This window comes from Microbacterium aurantiacum (assembly GCF_031625015.1).
GTDB classification, from domain to species: Bacteria; Actinomycetota; Actinomycetes; order Actinomycetales; family Microbacteriaceae; genus Microbacterium; species Microbacterium aurantiacum.
On the sequence record NZ_JAHWXH010000001.1, the window covers coordinates 1,822,929 to 1,843,105 of the forward strand.

At 70.9% G+C, this 20,177-nt stretch carries 25 protein-coding genes; 15 read left to right on the plus strand and 10 right to left on the minus strand.

Annotated elements, in window-relative coordinates:
* The first annotated feature begins 20 nt into the window (after nt 1–20).
* Together moaA and fdhD are read left to right on the plus strand one after the other, a co-directional pair.
* Complete coding sequence (moaA, locus tag KZC50_RS08495) at nt 21–1,073, plus strand: GTP 3',8-cyclase MoaA (protein ID WP_310891553.1); 1,053 nt, start codon at nt 21–23, stop codon at nt 1,071–1,073.
* Nucleotides 1,074–1,087: 14 nt separating this feature from the next.
* Nucleotides 1,088–1,957 carry a formate dehydrogenase accessory sulfurtransferase FdhD gene (gene fdhD / locus KZC50_RS08500; protein WP_310891357.1) on the plus strand — a complete coding sequence of 290 codons (870 nt, stop codon included), beginning with the start codon at nt 1,088–1,090 and terminating at the stop codon, nt 1,955–1,957.
* Here fdhD and KZC50_RS08505 read toward each other — a convergent pair.
* Both KZC50_RS08505 and KZC50_RS08510 read right to left on the minus strand, forming a co-directional pair.
* A complete protein-coding gene (locus KZC50_RS08505) occupies nt 1,915–2,625 on the minus strand; it encodes an ArsR family transcriptional regulator (RefSeq protein WP_310891358.1) in 711 nt (236 codons plus the stop codon). The genes fdhD and KZC50_RS08505 overlap by 43 nt on opposite strands.
* A gap of 112 nt (nt 2,626–2,737) precedes the next feature.
* Nucleotides 2,738–2,956, minus strand: a complete 219-nt coding sequence (locus KZC50_RS08510; RefSeq protein ID WP_310891359.1) for a CsbD family protein — start codon at nt 2,954–2,956, stop codon at nt 2,738–2,740.
* Nucleotides 2,957–3,041: 85 nt separating this feature from the next.
* On the opposite strand from KZC50_RS08510, the gene KZC50_RS08515 reads away from it, so the two are divergent.
* Nucleotides 3,042–3,803 carry a hypothetical protein gene (locus KZC50_RS08515; RefSeq protein WP_310891360.1) on the plus strand — a complete coding sequence of 254 codons (762 nt, stop codon included), beginning with the start codon at nt 3,042–3,044 and terminating at the stop codon, nt 3,801–3,803.
* A gap of 43 nt (nt 3,804–3,846) precedes the next feature.
* Here the strand turns inward: KZC50_RS08515 and KZC50_RS08520 are convergent, their stop codons facing one another.
* The 3 genes from KZC50_RS08520 to KZC50_RS08530 form a co-directional block, all read right to left on the minus strand.
* Nucleotides 3,847–4,458, minus strand: coding sequence for an LON peptidase substrate-binding domain-containing protein (locus KZC50_RS08520; RefSeq protein ID WP_053548063.1), 612 nt, complete (start codon nt 4,456–4,458; stop codon nt 3,847–3,849).
* Between the two features lie 61 nt (nt 4,459–4,519).
* Nucleotides 4,520–5,467: an aldo/keto reductase gene (locus KZC50_RS08525; RefSeq protein ID WP_301133386.1), complete on the minus strand. Its 948-nt coding sequence runs from the start codon at nt 5,465–5,467 to the stop codon at nt 4,520–4,522.
* 29 nt (nt 5,468–5,496) lie between these two features.
* Complete coding sequence (locus tag KZC50_RS08530) at nt 5,497–5,895, minus strand: DUF3054 domain-containing protein (protein ID WP_301133388.1); 399 nt, start codon at nt 5,893–5,895, stop codon at nt 5,497–5,499.
* Between the two features lie 53 nt (nt 5,896–5,948).
* Between KZC50_RS08530 and KZC50_RS08535 the strand changes: the two genes are divergently transcribed.
* Entirely contained in the window at nt 5,949–6,524 is a 576-nt protein-coding gene (locus KZC50_RS08535; RefSeq protein WP_301133390.1) for a ribonuclease H family protein, read from the plus strand.
* A gap of 10 nt (nt 6,525–6,534) precedes the next feature.
* Here KZC50_RS08535 and KZC50_RS08540 read toward each other — a convergent pair whose 3' ends face one another.
* On the minus strand, nt 6,535–7,200 hold the full coding sequence (locus KZC50_RS08540; RefSeq protein ID WP_310891361.1) for a peptidase M23: 666 nt from the start codon (nt 7,198–7,200) through the stop codon (nt 6,535–6,537).
* 127 nt (nt 7,201–7,327) lie between these two features.
* On the opposite strand from KZC50_RS08540, the gene KZC50_RS08545 reads away from it, so the two are divergent.
* Nucleotides 7,328–7,810 carry a hypothetical protein gene (locus tag KZC50_RS08545; RefSeq protein WP_310891362.1) on the plus strand — a complete coding sequence of 161 codons (483 nt, stop codon included), beginning with the start codon at nt 7,328–7,330 and terminating at the stop codon, nt 7,808–7,810.
* 14 nt (nt 7,811–7,824) lie between these two features.
* On the opposite strand, the gene KZC50_RS08550 is transcribed toward KZC50_RS08545, so the two are convergent.
* Complete coding sequence (locus KZC50_RS08550) at nt 7,825–9,216, minus strand: HNH endonuclease signature motif containing protein (RefSeq protein ID WP_310891363.1); 1,392 nt, start codon at nt 9,214–9,216, stop codon at nt 7,825–7,827.
* A 219-nt stretch (nt 9,217–9,435) separates the two neighbouring features.
* On the opposite strand from KZC50_RS08550, the gene KZC50_RS15730 reads away from it, so the two are divergent.
* Nucleotides 9,436–9,621, plus strand: a complete 186-nt coding sequence (locus tag KZC50_RS15730; protein ID WP_301134567.1) for a DUF8730 family Cys-rich protein — start codon at nt 9,436–9,438, stop codon at nt 9,619–9,621.
* Nucleotides 9,622–9,627: 6 nt separating this feature from the next.
* Nucleotides 9,628–9,996: a thioredoxin family protein gene (locus KZC50_RS08560; protein WP_053548058.1), complete on the plus strand. Its 369-nt coding sequence runs from the start codon at nt 9,628–9,630 to the stop codon at nt 9,994–9,996.
* 198 nt (nt 9,997–10,194) lie between these two features.
* On the opposite strand, the gene KZC50_RS15715 is transcribed toward KZC50_RS08560, so the two are convergent.
* On the minus strand, nt 10,195–11,064 hold the full coding sequence (locus KZC50_RS15715) for a GNAT family N-acetyltransferase (RefSeq protein ID WP_064319454.1): 870 nt from the start codon (nt 11,062–11,064) through the stop codon (nt 10,195–10,197).
* Nucleotides 11,065–11,124: 60 nt separating this feature from the next.
* Between KZC50_RS15715 and KZC50_RS08575 the strand changes: the two genes are divergently transcribed.
* Nucleotides 11,125–11,598: an ASCH domain-containing protein gene (locus KZC50_RS08575; protein ID WP_310891364.1), complete on the plus strand. Its 474-nt coding sequence runs from the start codon at nt 11,125–11,127 to the stop codon at nt 11,596–11,598.
* Here the strand turns inward: KZC50_RS08575 and KZC50_RS08580 are convergent.
* Nucleotides 11,595–12,638 (minus strand): LLM class flavin-dependent oxidoreductase, encoded by a 1,044-nt coding sequence (locus tag KZC50_RS08580; protein ID WP_053548056.1) that lies wholly within the window; start codon nt 12,636–12,638, stop codon nt 11,595–11,597. The two genes, KZC50_RS08575 and KZC50_RS08580, sit on opposite strands and share 4 nt — an antisense overlap.
* Nucleotides 12,639–12,723: 85 nt before the next feature.
* On the opposite strand from KZC50_RS08580, the gene KZC50_RS08585 reads away from it, so the two are divergent.
* Genes KZC50_RS08585 through KZC50_RS08595 form a run of 3 tightly spaced genes read left to right on the plus strand, consistent with a single transcriptional unit; the run spans nt 12,724 to nt 15,427 of the window.
* Complete coding sequence (locus KZC50_RS08585) at nt 12,724–13,455, plus strand: Pr6Pr family membrane protein (RefSeq protein WP_156305206.1); 732 nt, start codon at nt 12,724–12,726, stop codon at nt 13,453–13,455.
* 9 nt (nt 13,456–13,464) lie between these two features.
* A complete protein-coding gene (locus KZC50_RS08590) occupies nt 13,465–14,895 on the plus strand; it encodes a dihydrolipoyl dehydrogenase family protein (protein ID WP_310891365.1) in 1,431 nt (476 codons plus the stop codon).
* Nucleotides 14,896–14,923: 28 nt separating this feature from the next.
* Nucleotides 14,924–15,427 carry a DUF427 domain-containing protein gene (locus tag KZC50_RS08595; protein ID WP_053548053.1) on the plus strand — a complete coding sequence of 168 codons (504 nt, stop codon included), beginning with the start codon at nt 14,924–14,926 and terminating at the stop codon, nt 15,425–15,427.
* A gap of 53 nt (nt 15,428–15,480) precedes the next feature.
* Here KZC50_RS08595 and msrA read toward each other — a convergent pair whose 3' ends face one another.
* Nucleotides 15,481–16,035, minus strand: coding sequence for a peptide-methionine (S)-S-oxide reductase MsrA (msrA, locus tag KZC50_RS08600; RefSeq protein WP_310891366.1), 555 nt, complete (start codon nt 16,033–16,035; stop codon nt 15,481–15,483).
* Nucleotides 16,036–16,247: 212 nt separating this feature from the next.
* Between msrA and KZC50_RS08605 the strand changes: the two genes are divergently transcribed.
* From KZC50_RS08605 to KZC50_RS08620, 4 genes are all read left to right on the plus strand, one after another.
* A complete protein-coding gene (locus KZC50_RS08605) occupies nt 16,248–16,991 on the plus strand; it encodes a DsbA family protein (protein WP_053548051.1) in 744 nt (247 codons plus the stop codon).
* A 106-nt stretch (nt 16,992–17,097) separates the two neighbouring features.
* Nucleotides 17,098–17,667 carry a PadR family transcriptional regulator gene (locus KZC50_RS08610; protein ID WP_053548050.1) on the plus strand — a complete coding sequence of 190 codons (570 nt, stop codon included), beginning with the start codon at nt 17,098–17,100 and terminating at the stop codon, nt 17,665–17,667.
* A 50-nt stretch (nt 17,668–17,717) separates the two neighbouring features.
* Nucleotides 17,718–19,400, plus strand: a complete 1,683-nt coding sequence (locus KZC50_RS08615) for an ABC1 kinase family protein (RefSeq protein WP_310891367.1) — start codon at nt 17,718–17,720, stop codon at nt 19,398–19,400.
* 46 nt (nt 19,401–19,446) lie between these two features.
* Nucleotides 19,447–20,169 (plus strand): NUDIX hydrolase, encoded by a 723-nt coding sequence (locus tag KZC50_RS08620; protein ID WP_310891368.1) that lies wholly within the window; start codon nt 19,447–19,449, stop codon nt 20,167–20,169.
* The last annotated feature ends 8 nt before the right edge of the window (nt 20,170–20,177 follow it).

Consider the following 20,177-nt stretch of genomic DNA (forward strand, 5'->3'; position numbering starts at 1 on the left):
CCACGCCGGTGATGATCGGGATGCCGCGGCTCGCGGCATCCGGCGCAGCGGATCACGAAAGCGATCCGCGCGCGCCGCTCGTGGACCGGTTCGGGCGCGTGCACCGCGACCTCCGGATCTCCCTCACCGATCGCTGCTCGCTCCGCTGCACGTACTGCATGCCCGAGCAGGGCAACGAGTGGCTGGCCAAGACGAGCATCCTCACCCTCGACGAGATCGAGCGGGTCGCCCGCGTGGCCGCTGACGCGGGGGTGTCCACCTTCCGTCTCACCGGCGGCGAGCCGCTCCTCCGTCCCGACATCGTCGAGGTCGTGCGGCGCCTGGCCGCGATCCGCCGCCCGGACGGGAGCGGCGTGGAGCTCGCGATGACGACGAACGGCATCCGCCTCGACGAGGTCCTTCCGGATCTCATCGCCGCGGGTCTGTCGCGCCTGAACATCTCCATCGACACGATCCGTCGCGATCGCTTCCACGCCCTGACGCGCCGCGACCGGCTGCCCGACGTCCTCCGCGGCATCGCCGCCGCCGCGGCATCCCCCCTCCGTCCTCTCAAGCTCAACGCCGTCGCGATGCGCGGCGTCAACGACGACGAGCTGGTCGAGTTGGTCGCCTTCGCCCGCGAGCAGGGCGCGCAGATGCGCTTCATCGAACAGATGCCGCTGGATGCCGGTCACACGTGGGATCGCGCGCAGATGGTGACGCGCGAGGAGATCCTCGCCGCGCTGTCGGCGCGGTGGACGCTCGACCCGATCCCCGGGCGCGGCGGGGCGCCCGCCGAACGGTGGTCGATCGACGGCACCGCCGACACCGTGGGGATCATCGCGTCGGTGACCGCACCCTTCTGCGGCGACTGCGACCGCCTCCGCCTGACCGCGGACGGACAGCTGCGCAACTGCCTGTTCTCCACGTCCGAGTACGACCTCCTCCCCGTGCTGCGCGCCGGGGGCGAGGACGACGCCGCCACGATCGGCGGCGTGCTCCGCGCCTGCGTCACAGGGAAGCTCCCCGGCCACGCCATCGACGACCCGTCGTTCCTGCAACCGGTGCGCGGCATGAACGCCATCGGCGGCTGAGGGGGACGACGGACATGGGACGGCTCACGGCGCGGCGACCCGTGCTGACGGTGACCTTGGAGTCGGATGCCGCCCGGACGCGGCGCCGCCCCGACACCCTCGCGGTGGAGGAGCCGCTGGAGATCCGCGTGGGCGGCGAGCCGCTCGCGGTGACGATGCGCACGCCCGGACACGACGTGGAGCTGGCGGCGGGATTCCTCGTCTCCGAGGCGATCATCGCCCACGGCGGGCAGTTCCGCTCGGCGATCCACTGCGGCGGCCCGGGCACGGGCGCGGGCGCGGCCGGTACGACCGAGAACACCTACAACGTGCTCGACGTGGCACTCGCGGCGGGCGTGGCGCTGCCCGCCGCCGACGCCGCGCGCCGGTTCTACACGACGAGCTCGTGCGGCGTGTGCGGCAAGGCCTCCATCGACGCGGTCGAGACGGTGTCGGCCCACGACGTCGCGGGCGATCCGCTCGAGGTCGACGCTGCCTTCCTCTTCTCCCTCCCCGATCGGCTGCGCGATGAGCAGGCGGTCTTCACCAAGACCGGGGGGCTCCACGCCGCAGCCCTCTTCGACGGCGCGAGCGGTGAGCTGCTCGTCGCGCGGGAGGATGTCGGTCGCCACAACGCCGTCGACAAGGTCGTCGGCTGGGCGGTGCTGGCCGATCGCCTGCCGCTGTCCGGAACGGTGCTGCAGGTCTCGGGTCGCGCGAGCTTCGAACTCGTCCAGAAGGCGGCGATGGCGGGGATCCCCGTCCTCTCGGCGGTGTCGGCTCCCTCCTCGCTCGCCGTCGAGCTCGCCGAGGCGCGCGGACTCACGCTCGCGGGCTTCGTCCGCGGATCCTCGTTGAACGTCTACACCGGTGCGCAGAGGGTGCGGGTTCCCGGCGAGGACTGAAACGCCGACACCGCGGATGCCGCGTCGTCGGTGCGGAGCCGGATGACGCACCGGTCGCCGCATCCGTGCTCCTGGGTGATCCCGTCATCGGCGACGGTGAGGGGGCCGCCCGCCTGGGCGAGGAGGTTCCGCAGGAGTCCCAGATGCACGCGGCAGACGGCGGCGTTCTCGGCGCGATCCTCCGCGGTGCCGATCGGAAGCCGTCGCGGGCAGGGGCCGAGGTCGAGCGTGAGGTCGCGCTCGTCGACGACGGGGTCGAAGCCGGCATCCGCGAGATCCTCGACGATCGCGTCGAGCTGATGGACCGCGTCGGTGCCGAGACCGGACGGCGCGGGCACGGCGTACAGCCGGCGGAGGAGATCACCGCGCCGAGCGGCCTCGTCGGCACGGCGCCGGGTGACGGGGTGCACCGCGGGGACATCCGCGGCGGCGGAGTAGAGCACGCGCGGACGGCCTCGCCGGGTCCGGTGCTCGGTGCGCTCGACGACGTAGCCGGCGGCGACCAACCGCTGCAGGTGCTCCCGTACGGTGTTGGGGTGCTTCCGCGTGGCGGCGACGAGATCCGAGATCGGCCGATCGGGATGGTCCTGCAGAAGCCGGAGGATCTCCACCCGGCTGTCGCTGGAGACCGCGGAGAACGTGGAGAGGGCGCCGGGGACGAACGTCATGCTCCCAGTGAACGCGAGGGGGAGTGCGCGGGCGGAGGTCGAAGGTCCCATCGCCTCCGAACATGCGAAAGGCCCGGGACGCGATGCGCGTCCCGGGCCTTTCGATGAAGAATTACTCGCCGGTCACGGCGTCCTTGACGTCCTGACCGACCTTTTTGGCGTCAGCCTTGGTCTTGTCGGCCTTGCCTTCGGCAACCATCTCGTCGTTGCCGGTGGCCTTGCCGAGGCCTTCCTTGGCCGAACCCTTGGCGCTCTCAGCGTTGTGCTTGATGTCGTCTCCGAGTCCCATGAGGGTTTCCTTCCGTCGTTCGCCGGTGGTGATGGGTCCCACGCTACGGATTGGGTGTCCACGGCGCCGGGGCTTGACAGTCGCGCCGGGGGTGTCTACGCGGGCGCCCGTGCGGGAGGATCGACGCATGTACATGCCCCCTCCCGCCGGCGCCGAGTCCGAGATCGGCGGCCCCGACGGCTTCTCGTACGGCGCCGTCCTGCTGCTGACGGATGCCGCGCCCTCGGCGCAGGTCGAGGAGGCGCTCGCGGCGATGCGGTTCAGCGGCTGGATCGCTCCGGCGGAGGACGGCGTGACCGTCATCGTGGGGGACCCTGGCGACGGCGTCGTCGCGGCGGGGCACCGCGGGATCGTCGAGGTGGGCCGCGAGCTCGCCGCTGCGACCGGAGCGCGGGCGCTGGCCGCGCGGGTGCGGCGCGACCGTCAGCTCGGACTCGTCGCCTTCTCCGGCGCCGACGAAGTCGCCCGCTACGACAGCGACCCCTCCCGCGAACCGGATGCCGACCGCGAGGTGATCCCCGAGCCGGTGGGTGCCGAGCAGGCGCCCGCGATCGCGGAGCTGTTCGGTCGTGAGGAGGCTGCGGACCGCCTCGAGGAGATCCTCGACGACGAGCTCGACCCGGACAGCACCTTCGAATCCGAGCGCCTGCGGGACGTGCTCCGGGTGCTCGGACTGCCGGAGTGGGTGGTGGGGGCGGCGCACCTCCCCAAGGTCGTCCCGACCGGGCCGTCGGTGGCGAGCCTCGTCCGCCTGCGCGCGGGGCGCCGGGGCGCGCTCGCGGCGGTGACGGCGTGGCCGGTCCGGCGCCTCCGCGCCCGCTGGAACCCCGCCCCGATCCTCGCCGAGCCGCCCCGAGGGTCATCCGGCGACGAGTGGATGTTCCTGTGACGGCGGCGCGACCGTGGGATGCGACAGCGGTGCCTGCGGGGGATCAGTCGGCGAACGGCTGAAGCAGCGGCTCCATGTCGAGCGACAGATCGATGAGCTCGCGCAGGAGAGCGCCCATCGAGGTCGACTGGAGGAGGGTGAAGCGGTCGAACTCGCCGAGTGGTGCGATGGCGGCGAGCTGCCACGCCGCCTCGACCGGATCGTCGGAGATCTCGGTGTCGGCATCCCACGCCGTCGGACCGACCTGCGCGGCCCGACCGAGGACACGGCGCACGATCCGGTCGGCTTCGGTCAGGAGGGGCGTCAGGGCGTCGTCCCAGGTGAGGCGGGGGAGGACGCTGATCCGTGCGGCCGGGTGCGGGTCGTCCTCGAGCCACTCCTCGACCACGACGCGATCGCCGCCGACGGCGACGATCTGGATGTCCTCGGCGCCCGCCTGCACCTGCATCAGGCGCGCCATCGTGCCGACACCGCTGCGCTGGTCGCCGCCTCCGGCTTCGTGTCCGCGCTCGATGAGGACGACCCCGAACTGGGGGTCCTCCTCGTCGAGGAGTCGTCCGACCATCGTCAGGTAGCGCGGCTCGAAGACGCGCAGCACGAGGGGCGTGTGCGGGAAGAGCACCGACCCCAGAGGGAACATCGCCACGTCGGCCATGTTCCTCAGTCAACCAGCGTTCGCCGGTCGCGGGGTCGGTGCTCGCGAATCCCTGCGCGGGTCAGGCGCCCGCGGTGGCGGAGACGCGATCCAGCTCGGTGAGCTCCTCCGCGGAGAGCTCGAGGCGTCCGCCTTCGAGGAGCGACGCGACCTGGTCGAGGCGCGATGCGCTGGCGATCGGGGCGGCGACGGTCGGCTGCATCCGCAGCCAGGCGAGTGCCGTCGAGGCGATGGAGGCACCGTGGGCGTCGCCGATGCGCGCGAGGGTGTCGATGACGGCGAGGCCGGCGTCGGTGGCGTACTCCGCCGCGGCAGCGGCACGCGGGGTGTCGTGGGCGGCGGCGTCCATCGACCGGTACTTGCCGGTGAGGAAACCCTTGGCGAGGGCGAAGTACGGCACGAGGCTGAGGTTCTCACGCTCGGCGAGGGGGACGAGGTCGGCCTCGATCTCGCTCCGGTGCATCAGGTTGTAGTGCGGCTGGATCGCGACGGGACGCGCGACGCCCAGGTCGTCGGCGATCCGGAGCCACTCCGCGACGCGGGCGGGGGTGTAGTTCGACACCGCCACGTGGCGGACGAGGCCGTCGGTGACGAGCGCGCCGAAGGCCTGGACGGTCTCTTCGAGCGGGGTGTCGGCGTCGTCGAAGTGTGCGTAGTAGAGGTCGATGGTGTCCGCGCCCAGGCGCTGGAGGGAGGCCTCGGCCGCCCCGCGCACGGTGGTCGCCGAGAGGCCGCGGAAGTCGGGGTGCTGACTCACCTTGGTGGCCACGACGATGTTCCGGTGTCCGCGCGCCGCGAGCCACTCGCCGATGAGGCGCTCGCTCTCGCCGCCGGTGTGACCGGGAACCCATGCGCTGTAGGAGTCGGCGGTGTCGATGAAGTCTCCGCCGCCGTCGACGAAGGCGTCGAGGATCGCGAACGAGGCGTCGCGGTCGGCCGTCCAGCCGAAGACGTTGCCGCCGAGGGCGAGGGGGAACACGGACAGATCGCTGGTACCGAGTGTGGTCATGCCTCGGTCCAAGCCCCGGTGGGTGATGTCTATTCCGGGTGCCGCGTCCGCGCTCGGCGGGTGACAAGGGTGACGAGGGTGGCGAGGGCGCGCCAGCCGATGAGCAGCAGGCCGAGGGTGAGGGTGGCCACGATGACGAACGCAAGGGCCGTCCCCTGCCCTGAGGCGGCGCGGAGCAGCATCCCGAGCGCGACGGTGATGACCCAGATCGGGATGCCGGTGCGGATCGGCGCGAGAGGGCGACGCCACGCGAGGGCGGCCAGCCAGCCGACGGCGAGAGCCACGAGGAACGGCCACGCGGTGATCGCGAGGCCCGCGAGGACCGCTTCGCCGTGGCTGGCGCGGCCGGTGGCGGCGAAGGCGATGACGGCGACGCCGTCGACGAGCGCGGCGACGGCGATGGTGCGGGGGTTCACGCGAGGAGGCACCGTGGCATTCTCGCAGGGACGGCGATGCCGGCCGCGCCGGGGAGAATGGTCGGGTGAGCAGTTCTTCCCCCTCTTCGTCGTCCGCTTCCTCCGATCGCTACGTCGTCGCCACGGACGGTGCCTGCAAGGGCAACCCGGGGCCGGCGGGTTGGGCATGGGTCGGGGAGGACGGGCATTGGGCGGCGGGTTCGATTCCCCAGGGGACGAACAACATCGGCGAGCTGCTCGGGCTCCTGTACGCGATCACCGATCACGCGGATGTGCGGGAACTCGTGGTGCAGGCCGACTCGAAGTACGCCATCGACACGTACGCGTCGTGGATGGACGGGCATCGCCGACGCGGGTGGGTGACGAGCGCGAAGAAGCCGGTCGCCAATCGCGACATCCTCGAGCGTCTCATCGAGGCGCGGGACGCGCGGCGGGCTGCCGGGCTTCCCGACGTGATCCTCGAGCACGTGCGCGGTCACAGCGGGCACGTGCTCAACTCATGGGCGGATGAGCGCGCGGTCCGCGCGTCGATGCACGCGGCGAAGGGCGAAGAGCTCATCTGGACATCGCTCCGGGGCCTGGAGCGCCTCGAGGTCGGTGCGGCGCCCCCGCGATCGGCGGGCGACAAGGTCCGTCGCTAGCGCGTGCGGTTCAGGCGGGGCAGGTCGGGATGCCGGGGTCCTCGCCCTTGGGTACGGGCGCGGTGACGGCGGCGACGACCTGGACGGCGCGGTCCCAGTAGCGCGCGTAATGATTCGGGTCGTCGTTGACCTGGACGCGATGGGCGACAGCGGTGGGGGTGAGCTCTTCGCGGTCGGGTGCGTGCTCGGAGAGGGCCGCGTAGAAGAGGGTGGCGGCCGTGTACGGGTCGAGGCGCTGGTCGCGGGTGCCCCAGCCGTCCTGCTGCTGGAAGAGGCCGATGGAGGTCGTGGGTGTGCCGTCGGGATTGCGGACGCCGTTCGTTTCCCAATCGCCGTAGGGCAGGTTCCGCAGGGACGATTCACCCATCGCGGTCATGACGGCGATGGTCTGGTCGCGCTCGCCGAAGCCGAGGTCGCGTCCCGCGCCGATGATGGTGCACGCGTTCGTGAGCTGTTCGGCGCCGTAGCCGGCGACGCGGCGGTCGTCGTCGCGCGGGGCGAAAGCGTCGATCGCCGCGGCGGCGAGGAAAAGGCATCCGCTGAGGAGGGCCACCGGGACGAGGACGAGGGCGAGGATGCCGGCGATCCGGCGGCCGCGGTGACGGCCGCGTCGGCGCCGTTTCGACGAACGGCTCTTCGCCCCGCTCGTCGAGCGGCTCGTCGGGGTGCGGCCCATGGTGTCGTCCTCCTCTCCTGTGCGTCGATGCCTCGCCCAGCGTAGGCGGCAGATGTGCCGGTCGGCGGTGGATGCGGCGGATCTGTGGAGGGCCTGCGGCGGATTCACGGCCCGTAGGCTTCGGACCATGCGTCGTGTGATCGGTCCTGTGGTCCTGGCTGCCCTCTGCGCGGGTGTTCTGGCCGCGTGCGCGCCTCCCGAGGTCGACTGGGTGGACGCCGAGGCGCGGGCGGCGTCGTTTCAGGAGGAGCGTGCCGCGGATGCGCCGCTCGGCGTGGCGACCGTGAATATCGGATCGGCGGAGTCCGGTCCGGAGGACGAGTCGGTCGTGCGGTTGGAGTTCGCCGAGCCGAGCCGCGTCGACGGATTCACGGTCGCCTGTTTCGGGGATCCGGCGTCGGTCGTGTTCTTCGGGTACACCGTGCGCCAGGGGTCGTCGTGGGTGGGCGGCGAGGCGGCGGAGGTGAACTGCGACGGCGAGGAGACGCGCGTGGCACCGGCGACGCCGTCCGAGGGTGTGGATGCCGTGAGTGTGACCGGCCAGCGGACCGCCGGCGGCGGTGGTGTGCTCGTCGTGCTCATCGACGGCGAGGAGGCCGGCGGCGAGTAGGTCGCCGGGGAGTGTCAGAAGGGTGCGGGTTCGGGCGGCGGTGCGCCGCCCCTCGCATCCGGCGGTGGTGCCCCACCTCCGGACGGCATGAATCTCACCAAGGGTGCCGGTGGATGGTCGATGTAGATCCGCCCGGTCGGTGAGGTCCATTCGAGGACTCCGTCGCCGAGTTGTCGGACGCCCCAGGAGGTGAATTGCTTCATCGAGTGGTGTCGTTGACATAGGTGGCAGAGGTTCCGGATGTCGGTGGGGCCGCCGAGGGCGTAGTCGAGGGTGTGGTCGAGTTCGCAGCGGATCGCGGGCCGTCGGCATCCGGGGAATCGGCAATGCCGGTCCCGTGCCCGCAGCAGTCTGGCCATGGAGGCGGTGCGCCGGTAGGAGTCGGTGCACAGCACCTGTCCCGACACGGGGTGGACGACGAGGCGTTCCCACGTGGCGACGGCGCCGGCCAAAGCCCGGGCGGTCGCGGGGTCGATCGGTGCGGATCCGACGAGGTCGGCGGTGGTGGTGTCGTTCGCCGGATCGTCATCTCGACCCAGCAGTGCCAACGCGGGGACGACGACCTGCACTTTCGCGCGGATCATCCCCAGCGTCCCGTTGCCGTCTCCGTCGATGGTGGGGTCGGCGAGGGGGGATCCGGTGAGGAGCATGTCGCAGAGGATGTCCGCACGAATCTGGTCCCGTGTGCGGCAGTCCGGCTCTGCGTCGGTGTCATCCGCGTCGGGATCCGTCTCGCCAGGAGCGGGTGTGTTGCGGGCGTCGATGATCGAGGCGGCCTGTTCGTTGAGGCGGTCGCTGATCCCTTCCGCCAACAGGGTCGGGAGGGTCGCGACGAGTTCGGACATCCCATCCCGCAACGGCGTGACACTCACCCGCCGTTCCTCGCGGGCTTTCGCGTGCCGCTCCGCCAAAGTGCGGGGGTGCAGCTCCTGCGCGAGATGTTCGAGGCGGTCCTTCACCCGCCCGACCGATTGACCCACGCAAAGCTCCGCGGCGGCCGCGTCGAACTCCGCCCGCCCATCGCGGGGCAGCGCCGTCCCGCACCGGAGCACGGCGGTGGCATGACCACGGGTGATCCGCCCCGCTTCCCACGCCGCGAGAGTCGCGGGGTAGCATTCCACCCACTCCACCGCCTGGGTGATCTGCGCCTGCATCGACCGGTCGGTCGTGAACGTCACCCCGGCAAGTTCCGCCGCGACGGAGCGGTAGACCATCTCCTGCGACCGCACTGACGCCGCCTGGCGCCGCGACACCCGCTCCGCAATCGCCCCCGCCCGGGCCTGATTGCGGACGTTGCCGACCTCCATGGCACCCAGCGCCGGTGTCATGGTCTCCGCATACTGCGCGACCTCGTCGAGTTCGGCGAGGTCTTCTTCGCTGAACTCGATCAACCGGCTCGTATTCATATTCGAAGACTAGCGACAGCCTCCGACATTCACCTAGTAGTTTTCATCGAGACTGCATCCTCCCGTCAAGACTGCGTACTCGACAGCCGGTCGGCGCGTTGATCGTCACTGCTCATGAATGAATTCTCCGTCGAGTTGACGATCAGAATACCCCTGGGGGTATAGTTGGTGCCCAGGTTTCAGAATACCCCCTTGGGTATCGATGGAAAGGGAGAGAAGATGTGTCGAGCCACGAAGTGCCGAACCTGCGGGAAGACGACCTGGGCGGGCTGCGGCCAGCACGTGTCCTCCGTACGCGCGTCCGTGCCCGCGTCACAGTGGTGCAACGGCAACCACACACGCGGTGAAATTCAGGCGGCGCAGACGACGCAGAGCGGGTTCTTCTCGCGTCTGTTCGGGCGGTGATCGACGATGACGACCATTGATCTCTCGCGCGAGACCTTCGGCGCGACAGTCCAGGGAGACGGGATCGTCCTCGTGGACTTCTGGGCGGCCTGGTGCGGTCCGTGTCGATCGTTCGCCCCGGTTTTCGAGGCTGCGTCGGACACGCATTCCGACATCGTGTTCGCGAAGGTGGACACCGAAGCCGAAGCCGAGCTGTCCTCGGCTCACCGCATCGCCTCGATCCCGACGCTGATGGTGATCCGCGATGGCGTTCTGGTCTACAAGCAGCCCGGCGCTCTGCCCGCCCCGCAGCTCGAACTGTTGATCACCAAGGCGCGCGAGCTGGACATGGATGATGTCCGCCGCCAGATCGTCGCCGCCGAGGCGGAAGCCTGAAAGCAAGAGACCCCCGAGCGCGGGGGTGGTCCGCTCGACGGTGCACGCGACCTCATCGAGTTCCGCGAGTTCTTCCTCACTGAACTCGATCGGCCGACTCGTGTTCTTTTCGGAGATCAGCGGTGACCTACAGCACTCACGTAGAACTCTTCATCGAGGCTACATCTCCCCATGAGACTGCATTCTCCACACAGCTGGTCAGGTTGGGTGCGTGAATGAGACCGGCGTGCCGGTGGCGTGAGCGTACGCGATTTCGTCGCGAGTGGAGGCGCCGACGTATCCGCCGGGATTGACGACGAGAACCCGATCGGCGAGGTCGATCTTGTGCTTGTGGAGTGAGTCGAGGGCAGCCTTCTGCTCGTCCGGCACCGCTCCCGTGGCCTCGCCCGGTGCGAGCACGATGACGCCGGCAAAAGTCAGATCGCGGTTCGCCGCGCGTATCTCGTCGGCGAACCGAGCTGACCCGCATACGCAGACGACCTCGGGACGGTCCATCGTTGCGCGCTCGCGCCGGTCACCAACGGTGCCCGCCGGGTCCCAGCGAACCGGGGTCGTCTCGCCCGACTCCCAGTCGCGGCGCAGCACGCTGCAGGCCACGGAGGCGACCGGGGCTCCGCCCTCGACCGGCCATCCCTCGCGGTAGTAGGCCTCCTGCACCCATCCCGCGCGGCGGAACGCCCGCCGCATCGCGACGTTGTCCTCCCGGGTCTGGCCTTCGAACCGGCGGACCTCCGGCATGGTGGAGAACACGTGCTCCGCGCCCAGCGCCAGGATCGCCGCGGCGAGCCCCTTCCCGCGCGCTCCATCGGCCAGCCGGAGGTCGAACAGAGGCGCCTGGTCGGTCAGATCTTCGAAGCGCAGGAATCCGATCCGACCCTGCTCGGCGTGGTCGATCCAGTAGGAGTCGTTGTCGTCGTCGCGGAACCGCCCCGCCGCGATCGCCTCGTCCACCCGCTCGGGCGTCGGTCGCGGATCGACGTGGAACGGGAACCGGTTCGAGATGAAGAAGTCGACGAGCGCGTCGCGATCGGCGCCCGTCGGATCGATGCGGGTAAGGGAAAGAGCCATCGAGCGAGCCTACCGACGCGACTCTGCAGCCGACCGTCAGGGCCCACGTAGGCTCGACGGATGATCACCGCCGACGATGACACGATCGCCGACTTCTGGGGCGAGTGCCGCGCGGTCGTCGACGGGCTGCCGGATGCCGCACCGGAGGTGTGGGCGTTCGGTGCGACGCCCGAGCATGCGGATCAGCTCCTCGCGCTCGTCCTCTCGGGAACCAAGACGGCGACCTCGTCGGCGCTCTGGGATTTCGAAGCGGACGGGGAAGAGGTCCCGGAGGTCGGGAGCTGGAACATCATCCTCGACGGAAGCGGGCGGCCGACGGCCCTCGTGCAGACCGTCGGCATCACGATCGTGCCGTTCGACGAGGTCACCGCCGCCCACGCATACGCCGAAGGAGAGGACGACCGCTCGCTCGCTTCATGGCGCGACGAACACGAGAAGTACTGGCGCCGATACTCCACCAGCACGCGCGGGTTCGACCGACGGATGCCGATCGTGTGCGAGGACCTTCGACTGGTCCACGCGCGAGGCGCTTAGGCCTGCGCTCCCGCCCGCGTGCCGACCCAGCCGAGCGCCGGCGCGACGTACTTCGCGAACGACTCGACGATCCGCAGGTTGAACTCCACGCCCAGCTGGCTGGGGATGGTGATCATCAGCGTGTCGGCAGCAGCGATCGCGGCATCCTGCAGCAGCTGCTCGACGAGCACGTCGGGCTCGGCAGCGTAGGACTTCCCGAACGTCGAGGTCATCCCGTCGATCATGCCGATCTGGTCGCCGTCCTGGCGGCCGCCGAAGTACATGTGCTCCTCGGCGGTCGTGATCGGGATGATCGAGCGGCTCACAGACACGCGCGGCTCGCCCGCGTGGCCGGCCTCGCGCCACGCGGCGCGGAACGCGTCGATCTGCTCGGCCTGCAGGATGTCGAACGGTCGGCCGTCGGCAGAAGTCAGCAGCGTCGACGACATGAGGTTCACGCCGGTGCGGCCCGCCCATTCGGCGGAGTCGCGGTTGCCGGCACCCCACCACACGCGGGAGCGGAGACCGGGGGAGTGCGGCTCGATGCGCTGCATCCCGGTCGCACCGCGGCTGAACGGGCTCGCGGGGTCGCGCTCGGCGAGACCCTCGCCGTCGATCGCGCGGAGGAAGAGGTCCATGTGCTCGCGGGCGAGGTCGGCGCCGCGGGGGTCGGCCGATCCGGTGTAGCCGAAGGTCTCGTACCCGCGGACGACCGTCTCGGGTGACCCGCGGCTCACGCCGAGGGCGAGGCGCCCGCCGGAGATCAGGTCGACGGCTGCCGCCTCTTCCGCGAGGTAGAGGGGGTTCTCGTACCGCATGTCGATGACGCCGGTGCCGACCTCGATGCGCTCGGTGCGAGCGGCGATCGCCGAGAGGAGCGGCATGGGTGCGGCCTGCTGCCGGGCGAAGTGGTGGACGCGGAAGTACGCGCCGTCGACCCCGAGGTCATCCATCCCCTGGGCGAGGTCGATGGCCTGGAGCATGGAGTCCCCGGCGGTGAGGATGCGTCCGCCGCCGAGCGGGCCGTAGTGGCCGAACGAGAGGGTGCCGAATCGCTGCATGCTCGTCCGAACGTCACAGTCGCGGCATCCATTCCCGTGAATGGGAAGTGTCCGCACATCACACGGGACTGCGTACCATCGGCGGGTGGCTCACCGAACGCACCCCCGCCCCACCGCGATCACGCTCCGCCCCGTGGCCCTGGCGTACCGGCTGGTCGCACTCGGCCTCATCGCAACCGGCGTCATCCGCCTGCTCGATCTGTTCACCGCCGACCCGAGCTGGAAGACCCTGCTGTACTTCACGGCGCTGAGCAACGTCGCCGCGACGGTCTGGATGCTGTTCCTCGTCGTCGCGACCGTCCGCGACCTGACCCGCCACGGGGCGCGCGGCACGACCGAGCCGCTCCCGCGGATCCAGGGCGCGGTGATGATGGCGCTCGTGGTGACGATGCTCGTCTACACGGTCGTGCTCGTGCCGAGCCTCACCCAGGACCCCGCCTACGAGGCCTACACGCTCACCGACTCGCTCGTGCACGTCATCTCGCCGCTGCTCATCGTCGGCGAGTGGCTGCTGCTGCGCACCAAGGGACGGATGCGGTGGCTCGATCCGCTGGCGTGGGCGCTGTTTCCCCTGGCCTACCTCGCGTTCGCCTTCATCTACGGCGCTCTCGGCGGCGAGTTCGAGCCCGGGGTGAACCATCCCTATCCGTTCATGGACGTCGGCGCGCTCGGCGTCGGGGGCGTCGCCCTGTGGATCCTCGCCCTCGTGGTCGTGCTCGAGGCCTTCGGGTTCCTCCTGGTGGCCATCGACCGGGGTCTCGGTACCCTCGCCGCGAAGCGTGCGCAAGAGGTCGCCCCGGTGCGCGCACGGGTCTAGCGTGTGCGCATGGACACCTCCTCGTACGACCTGATCGTCATCGGCGCCGGACCCGTCGGGGAGAACGTCGCCGACCGCGCCGTCGCCGGGGGCCTCACTGCCGTCATCGTCGAGTCCGAACTCGTCGGCGGCGAGTGCTCGTACTGGGCCTGCACGCCATCGAAGGCGCTGCTGCGTCCGATCGCCGCCCTCCGCGGGGCGCGCGACGTCGACGGTGCGAAGCAGGCGGTCACCGGCGGGCTCGACGTTGCGGCCGTGCTCCGTCGCCGCGACCACGCGGTCCACGACTTCGACGACAGCGGGCAGGTCGAGTGGCTGCAGGGCGCCGGCATCGATCTCGTGCGCGGACACGGTCGTCTCACCGGCGACAAGCAGGTCGAGGTGACGGATGCCGCGGGCGAGGTCGTCGCGACCCTCCACGCCCGGCATGCCGTCGCCGTCTGCACCGGCACCTCGGCGGCGATCCCCGATATCCCGGGTCTCGCGGAGGCCGCCCCGTGGACGTCGCGCGAGGCCACCGCCGCGCAGGAGGTCCCCGACTCCCTCGTCGTCATCGGCGGAGGGGTGGTGGCGTGCGAGATGGCGACGGTCTTCGCCGCGCTCGGCAGCACGGTGACGGTGCTCTCGCGCTCGCGGTTGCTCGGAAAGGTCGAACCCTTCGCCTCGGATGCCGTCGCGGAGGGCCTGCGCGACGCCGGCGTCGACGTCCGCCTGGGCGCGACCCCCGTGCGCGTCTCACGCGCGGACGGCGGAGACGTCACCGTGACCCTCGAGGGCGGCGACGACGTGCGGGCGGCGGAAGTCCTCGTGGCGACCGGCCGCACGCCGAACACCCGAGACCTCGGGCTCGAGTCCGTCGGCCTTGCCCCGGGCGAATGGATCGAGGTCGACGACACCCTCCGCGTCCCCGGATCCGAGTGGCTCTACGCCGTCGGCGACGTCAACCACCGCGCGCTCCTCACCCACCAGGGGAAGTACCAGGCGCGAGCCGCGGGCGACGTCATCGCCGCGCGCGCGAACGGCACCCCGGTCGACGACGCGTCGTGGGGCGCGCACGTCGCCACCGCCGACCATGCCGCGGTCCCGCAGGTGACCTTCACCGAACCCGAGGTCGCCTCCGTCGGCCTCACCGAGGAGGCCGCCCGCGACGCCGGTCTCGACATCCGCGTCCTCGATTACGACCTCTCGTGGGTCGCCGGGGCCTCGGCGCACTCGGACGCCTACTCGGGCGCGGCGCGCGCGATCGTCGACACTGCGCGCGGGGTGCTCGTGGGGGCGACGTTCGTGGGTCCCGATGTCGCCGAGCTTCTTCAGGCCGCGACCATCGCGGTGGTCGGCGAGGTGCCGATCGACCGCCTCTGGCACGCGGTGCCGGCGTACCCGACCGTCAGCGAGGTCTGGCTGCGCCTCCTCGAGCAATTCGGTCGCCCCGGGGCCTGACCCGGTCGAGGCGTTCTAGCCTCGATACATGAGCAGGCATCCGGTTCCCGATCCCGTCGGCCCCGGCGAGGAGTCCGTCTGGGACTACCCCCGTCCTCCCCGCCTCGAGCGGGTCGACGGGCGCATCACCATCGAGCTCGGCGGCGAGGTGATCCTCGCGACCGACGACGTGGTGCGCGTGCTGGAGACGAGCCACCCGCCGACCTACTACGTGCCCGAGGCCGACTTCGTGCCGGGAGCGCTGACGGCCGCCGCGGGATCGTCCTTCTGCGAGTTCAAGGGTGCGGCCCGCTACTTCGACGTGCACGGCGGCGGGGGTGTCACGCGCGAGCGCGTCGCGTGGTGCTATCCCGACCCGACCCCCGGATTCCGCGAGCTCCTCGGCCGCGTCGCGGTCTACGCCGGCCCGATGGACCGGTGCACCCTGAACGGCGTCGAGGTCGAGCCGCAGCCCGGCGGCTTCTACGGCGGGTGGGTCACCCCCGGCATCCGCGGTCCGTTCAAAGGGGGACCCGGCAGCCTCGGATGGTGAGGATGCCGGGTCGGCGGTTCTGCTGCTGACGCGCGAGCGTCAGGCGGTGGAAGTCAGGCCGTGGCCTCCGAGCGCTTCGGAAGGACCCATCCGGCGCGCGGGAAGTGGCACGTGTACCCGTTCGAGTAGGTGATCAGGTAGTCCTGGTGCTCGGGCTCGGCCTCCCAGAACGGGCCCGCCTGCTCGATCGTGGTGACGGCCTTCCCGGGCCACAGGCCCGACGCGTCGACGTCGGCGATCGTCTCGCGCGCGACGCGCTCCTGCTCGGCGTCCAGCGGGAAGATCGCGGAGCGGTAGCTCGATCCGATGTCGTTGCCCTGACGGTTCAGGGTCGACGGGTCGTGGATCTGGAAGAAGAACGCGAGGATGTCGCGATACGTCGTCTTCGTGGGGTCGAACACGATCTCCACGGCCTCGGCGTGACCGGGGTGGCGTCGGTAGGTGGCGTGGTCGTTCTCGCCACCCGTGTAGCCGACGCGGGTGTCGAGGACGCCGGGCTGGCGGCGGATGAGGTCTTCCATGCCCCAGAAGCAGCCTCCGGCGAGGACTGCCGTCTCGGTGCCGGGGGTGCGGGTGATCTCTCCGGTGTCGGTGGGTCCGCTGGTCATCGGATTCTCCTTCTTGTCTCTCGGTCGATTCTCTCGCGTGCCACGGTCGGTGGGCGCTGTCAGGGTCAACGACGGATGCCGGCCATTTGGTCCCGCGAAGCTGGACGTGCGGTGTGAGTTCGGATGCTGGAGACTCGCGCGCCGGTCGGGTAGCGTGCGAGGACACGGGCTGGGGGAGCACGTGCGGAGCGAGATCTGGGGGCACTTCGAGGATGACGGCGCAGAACACCCGCACCGCGGCAGATCCGGCCGCGGCGGCGAAACGCAGGAGGCGGCAGGCGCTGCGGAACGTCGCCGTCGCGACGGGGTCGACGGTGCTCGTCGCGGGCTTCCTCGTCGGCGTCTTCTTCGCCTTCGGCGAGGCCGGCGACGTCATCGCCGCGACCCCCGAGGCCACGGCATCCGCCGAGATCGGCGATGCGTCGGTGGTCGTGGAGGTCAGCGGCGACCGCATCCGCGTCGGCGCTCCCGAGGCCGCCACCACCATGGCCATCTGGGAGGACTTCGCGTGCGGACACTGCCGCGAGTACGAGACCCAGATCGGACCCACGGTGCAGGAGCTCGTGGCCGGAGGCTCGCTCGCGGTGGAGTATCACCTGCTGGACTTCATCTCGGATTACAGCGCGGTCGCCGGAAGCGCCGCGGCGTGCGTCGCGACCGAGCAGCCTGACGTGTTCTTCACCGTCCACGCGACCCTCTTCGCCATCCGCGAGAACGCCGAGGACGAGTACTCGGCCGAGCAGCTGGAGTCGTACCTCGAGACCGCGGGGGTCACCGACGAGGGGGCCCTCGAGTGCATCGGGCAGGCCCGCTACGGCGATTGGGTCGCGCAGAACGCCGGCGCGGCCCGCGACGCCGGCATCACGTCCACACCGACGGTGCGGATCAACGGCGAAGACGTCGGCCGTGTGGACGCGGCGCAGCTGAGAGACCTCGTCGCCCAGAACGCCGGCTGAGCGTTCCCTCCGAGTCGCGCGGAACCGCCCTCGCGGCATCTCAGCGATATATCGTTATATGTCGTCGGGGTGTCGTTCGGCATCCGTCTCACGCCAGGAGGTCGTCATGAGTGATTCGTTCATGGGTGCAGGATTCGGCGGTTCGCGCGGATTCGGTCCGATGCAGCCCGGAGGTCAGCTCTGGGAGGCGATGGACCAGCTCCGCTCGGCGTTCGAGCAGCGTGTCGGCGGCGGTTCGTCGCGCATGGGTCGCGGCGATGTCCGCGCGGCGGTGCTCGCCTTGCTCGCCGAGGCCCCGATGCACGGTTACCAGATCATCCGCGAGATCGAGGAGCGCAGCCACGGGTCGTGGAAGCCGAGCGCCGGGTCGGTCTACCCGACCCTGCAGCTCCTTACCGACGAAGGACTCGTCGTCGCCGAGGAGTCCGGCGGGCGCAAGACCTACGCGCTGACGGATGCCGGGCGCCTCGAGGCCGAATCGGCCGACCGCTCCGCGCCGTGGGAGTCGGGTTCGCGTGAGCGCAAGGACCTCACCGCCCTCCCCAAGGCCGGGCTCGAGCTCGCCCAGGCGGCCGCCCAGGTGGGCCGATCGGGCACCGCCGCCCAGCAGGCGGAAGCCGTCGCCGTCCTCGAGGACGCGCGCCGTAAGCTCTACTCGATCCTCGCTCAGGACTGAGCCGGGTGCCGCCGGCGCCCGGGCGCCCGCGTCGGGATCAGGGAGGCCTGATGCCCGACGCCGCCGACATGCGCGCCCGCTACCGCCGTATCCTGCGGTTCGCGCTGCGCTACATGGTGCAGTCGTGGTGGTACGAGCTGTTCCTGCCGCGCTTCGGTCTTTCCGCGATCGCCACGCGCACCCGCGCGCGGCGCATGCAGCGGATCGCGCGCCGTTTCCACGGCCTCGCCGTCGACCTCGGCGGGCTCATGATCAAGGTCGGGCAGTTCATGTCCTCGCGACTGGACGTGCTCCCGCCGGAGATCACCAAAGAGCTCGAGGGGCTGCAGGACGAGGTGCCCCCGGTGCCGTTCGCGCAGATCCGCGCGCTCGCCGAAGCTGAGCTCGGAGTCAGCCTCGAGCGCGCCTACGCCGCGTTCGACCCGAACCCCGTGGCCGCGGCATCCCTCGGTCAGGCGTATCGGGCGCGGCTCGCGCCGGAGGATACGGCCCAGACCGGACTCGACGCCGTCGTGGTGAAGGTCCAGCGTCCCGGGATCGAGCAGATCGTCGCGGTCGATCTCGCGGCGCTCCGGAAGGTCGCCGGCTGGCTCGACCGCGTCCGGTTCGTGTCCGACCACGTCGACCTGCCCACGATCGTCGAGGAGTTCGCCGTCACGAGCGAGGAGGAGATCGACTACCTCCACGAGGCGCAGAACGGGGAGCGTTTCGCCGAGATCTTCGCCGACGACCCCCGCGTGGGCCTTCCCGAGGTCGCGTGGGAGCGCTCGACGCGGCGGGTCCTGACGCTCCAGGACGTCACGGCGATCAAGATCAACGACCTCGACGGGCTCCGCGCCGCCGGCATCGACCCGACCGAGGTCGCGGAGCGCTTCGCCGCGGTGATGTTCGACCAGCTCTTCGGCAACGGGTTCTTCCATGCCGACCCGCACCCCGGCAACATCTTCGTCACCCCGCTCCCCGACGGCGAATGGGAACTCACCTTCATCGACTTCGGGATGATGGGCCAGGTGCCCCCGACGCTGCGGCGCGGGCTCCGACGCCTCCTGATCGCGGTGGCCTCGCGCGACGGGCGCGGTCTGGTCGACAGCATCCGCGATGTGGGTGTGCTGCTGCCGTCGGCCGAGACCGCCGAGCTCGAGCGGGCCATGAGTGCCCTGTTCGCGCGCTTCGGCGGAATGGGCGTCTCCGAGCTCGCCGAGGTCGACGAGCGGGAGCTCCGTCGCTTCGCGATCGAGTTCGGCGAGGTCGTGCGGTCGCTGCCGTTCCAGCTCCCGGAGAACTTCCTCCTCATCATTCGGGCACTCTCGCTCGTATCGGGGATGTGCAGTGCGCTGGACCCCGACTTCAACATCTGGGACTCCGTCGAGCCGTACGCGGCGCAGTTACTGCGCGAAGAGCGCGGCAACGTCGTGCAGGGCTTCGCGCAGGATGCGGTGACCTCGGTGCGGATCGCCGCGCGACTGCCGCGGCGCATCGACGACCTCGTGGACCGTGCGCAGGAGGGGCGGCTGTCCTTCGAGACACCGAGGCTGGACCGCCGCGTCGGCGCCGTCGAGCGGGCCGTCCGCCGGGTGGTGTCGGCCGTCGTCTTCGTGGGGCTGTTCATCGGGGGCCTCGTCCTCCGCGCCGACGACGTGGTGTGGGGAACGATCATCGTGCTCGCCTCGGTGCCGCCGCTCCTGCACGCGACGTTCGCGGGGCTCGCGGCGCGCAGCCGCGGGCTCGACTGAGCGGGGCGCGGCGGCCGGCATGAGTGTCGCGGCGTACGCTGAGCGGATGCCGTTCGTGTCGCCGTCGCCCGCGCGGGCCGAGCTGGCGGCGCTGGCCGCCGGTGCCCGCGACGGGTCGCTCGACGCGGCGCTGATCGACCTTCCTTCGGTGCCGAATCCGCGACCGGCATCCGTGCTCATGCTCTTCGGTGTGCTCGACGCCGTGCTGAGCGACCATGCGGCGGCCGATGGTGCGGTCTCGCGCGACCTCGATGTGCTGCTGCTGTCGCGCGCCGAGACGCTGCGCTCGCACCCGGGGCAGATCGCCTTCCCCGGCGGACGACAGGATGCCGGGGACGACGGCCCGGTCGCCGCGGCCCTTCGCGAGGCGCGCGAGGAGACCGGTCTCGACGTCTCCGGCGTCGAGGTGCTGGGGGCTCTGCCCGCGGTGCCGCTCGCCTATTCGCGGCACGTCGTGACGCCGGTGCTGGCGTGGTGGCGGCATCCGTCGCCCGTGCGGGTGATGGACGAGGCGGAGTCGGCGGAGGTCTTCCGTGCGCCCGTGGCCGACCTGCTCGACCCGGCGCACCGCGGGGTGACCGTGATCCGACGCGACGGCCAGGAATGGCGCGGGCCCGCGTTCCTGCTGCCCGGCGCGGAACGCGAGCGTTTGGTGTGGGGATTCACCGGGATGCTGCTCGACGCCCTCTTCGACCGGCTGGGGTGGACCGAGCCGTGGGATCACGAGCGCGAGCTGCCGCTGGTGCTGCCGCCCGACGCGTCCGACTGAACGCGGTC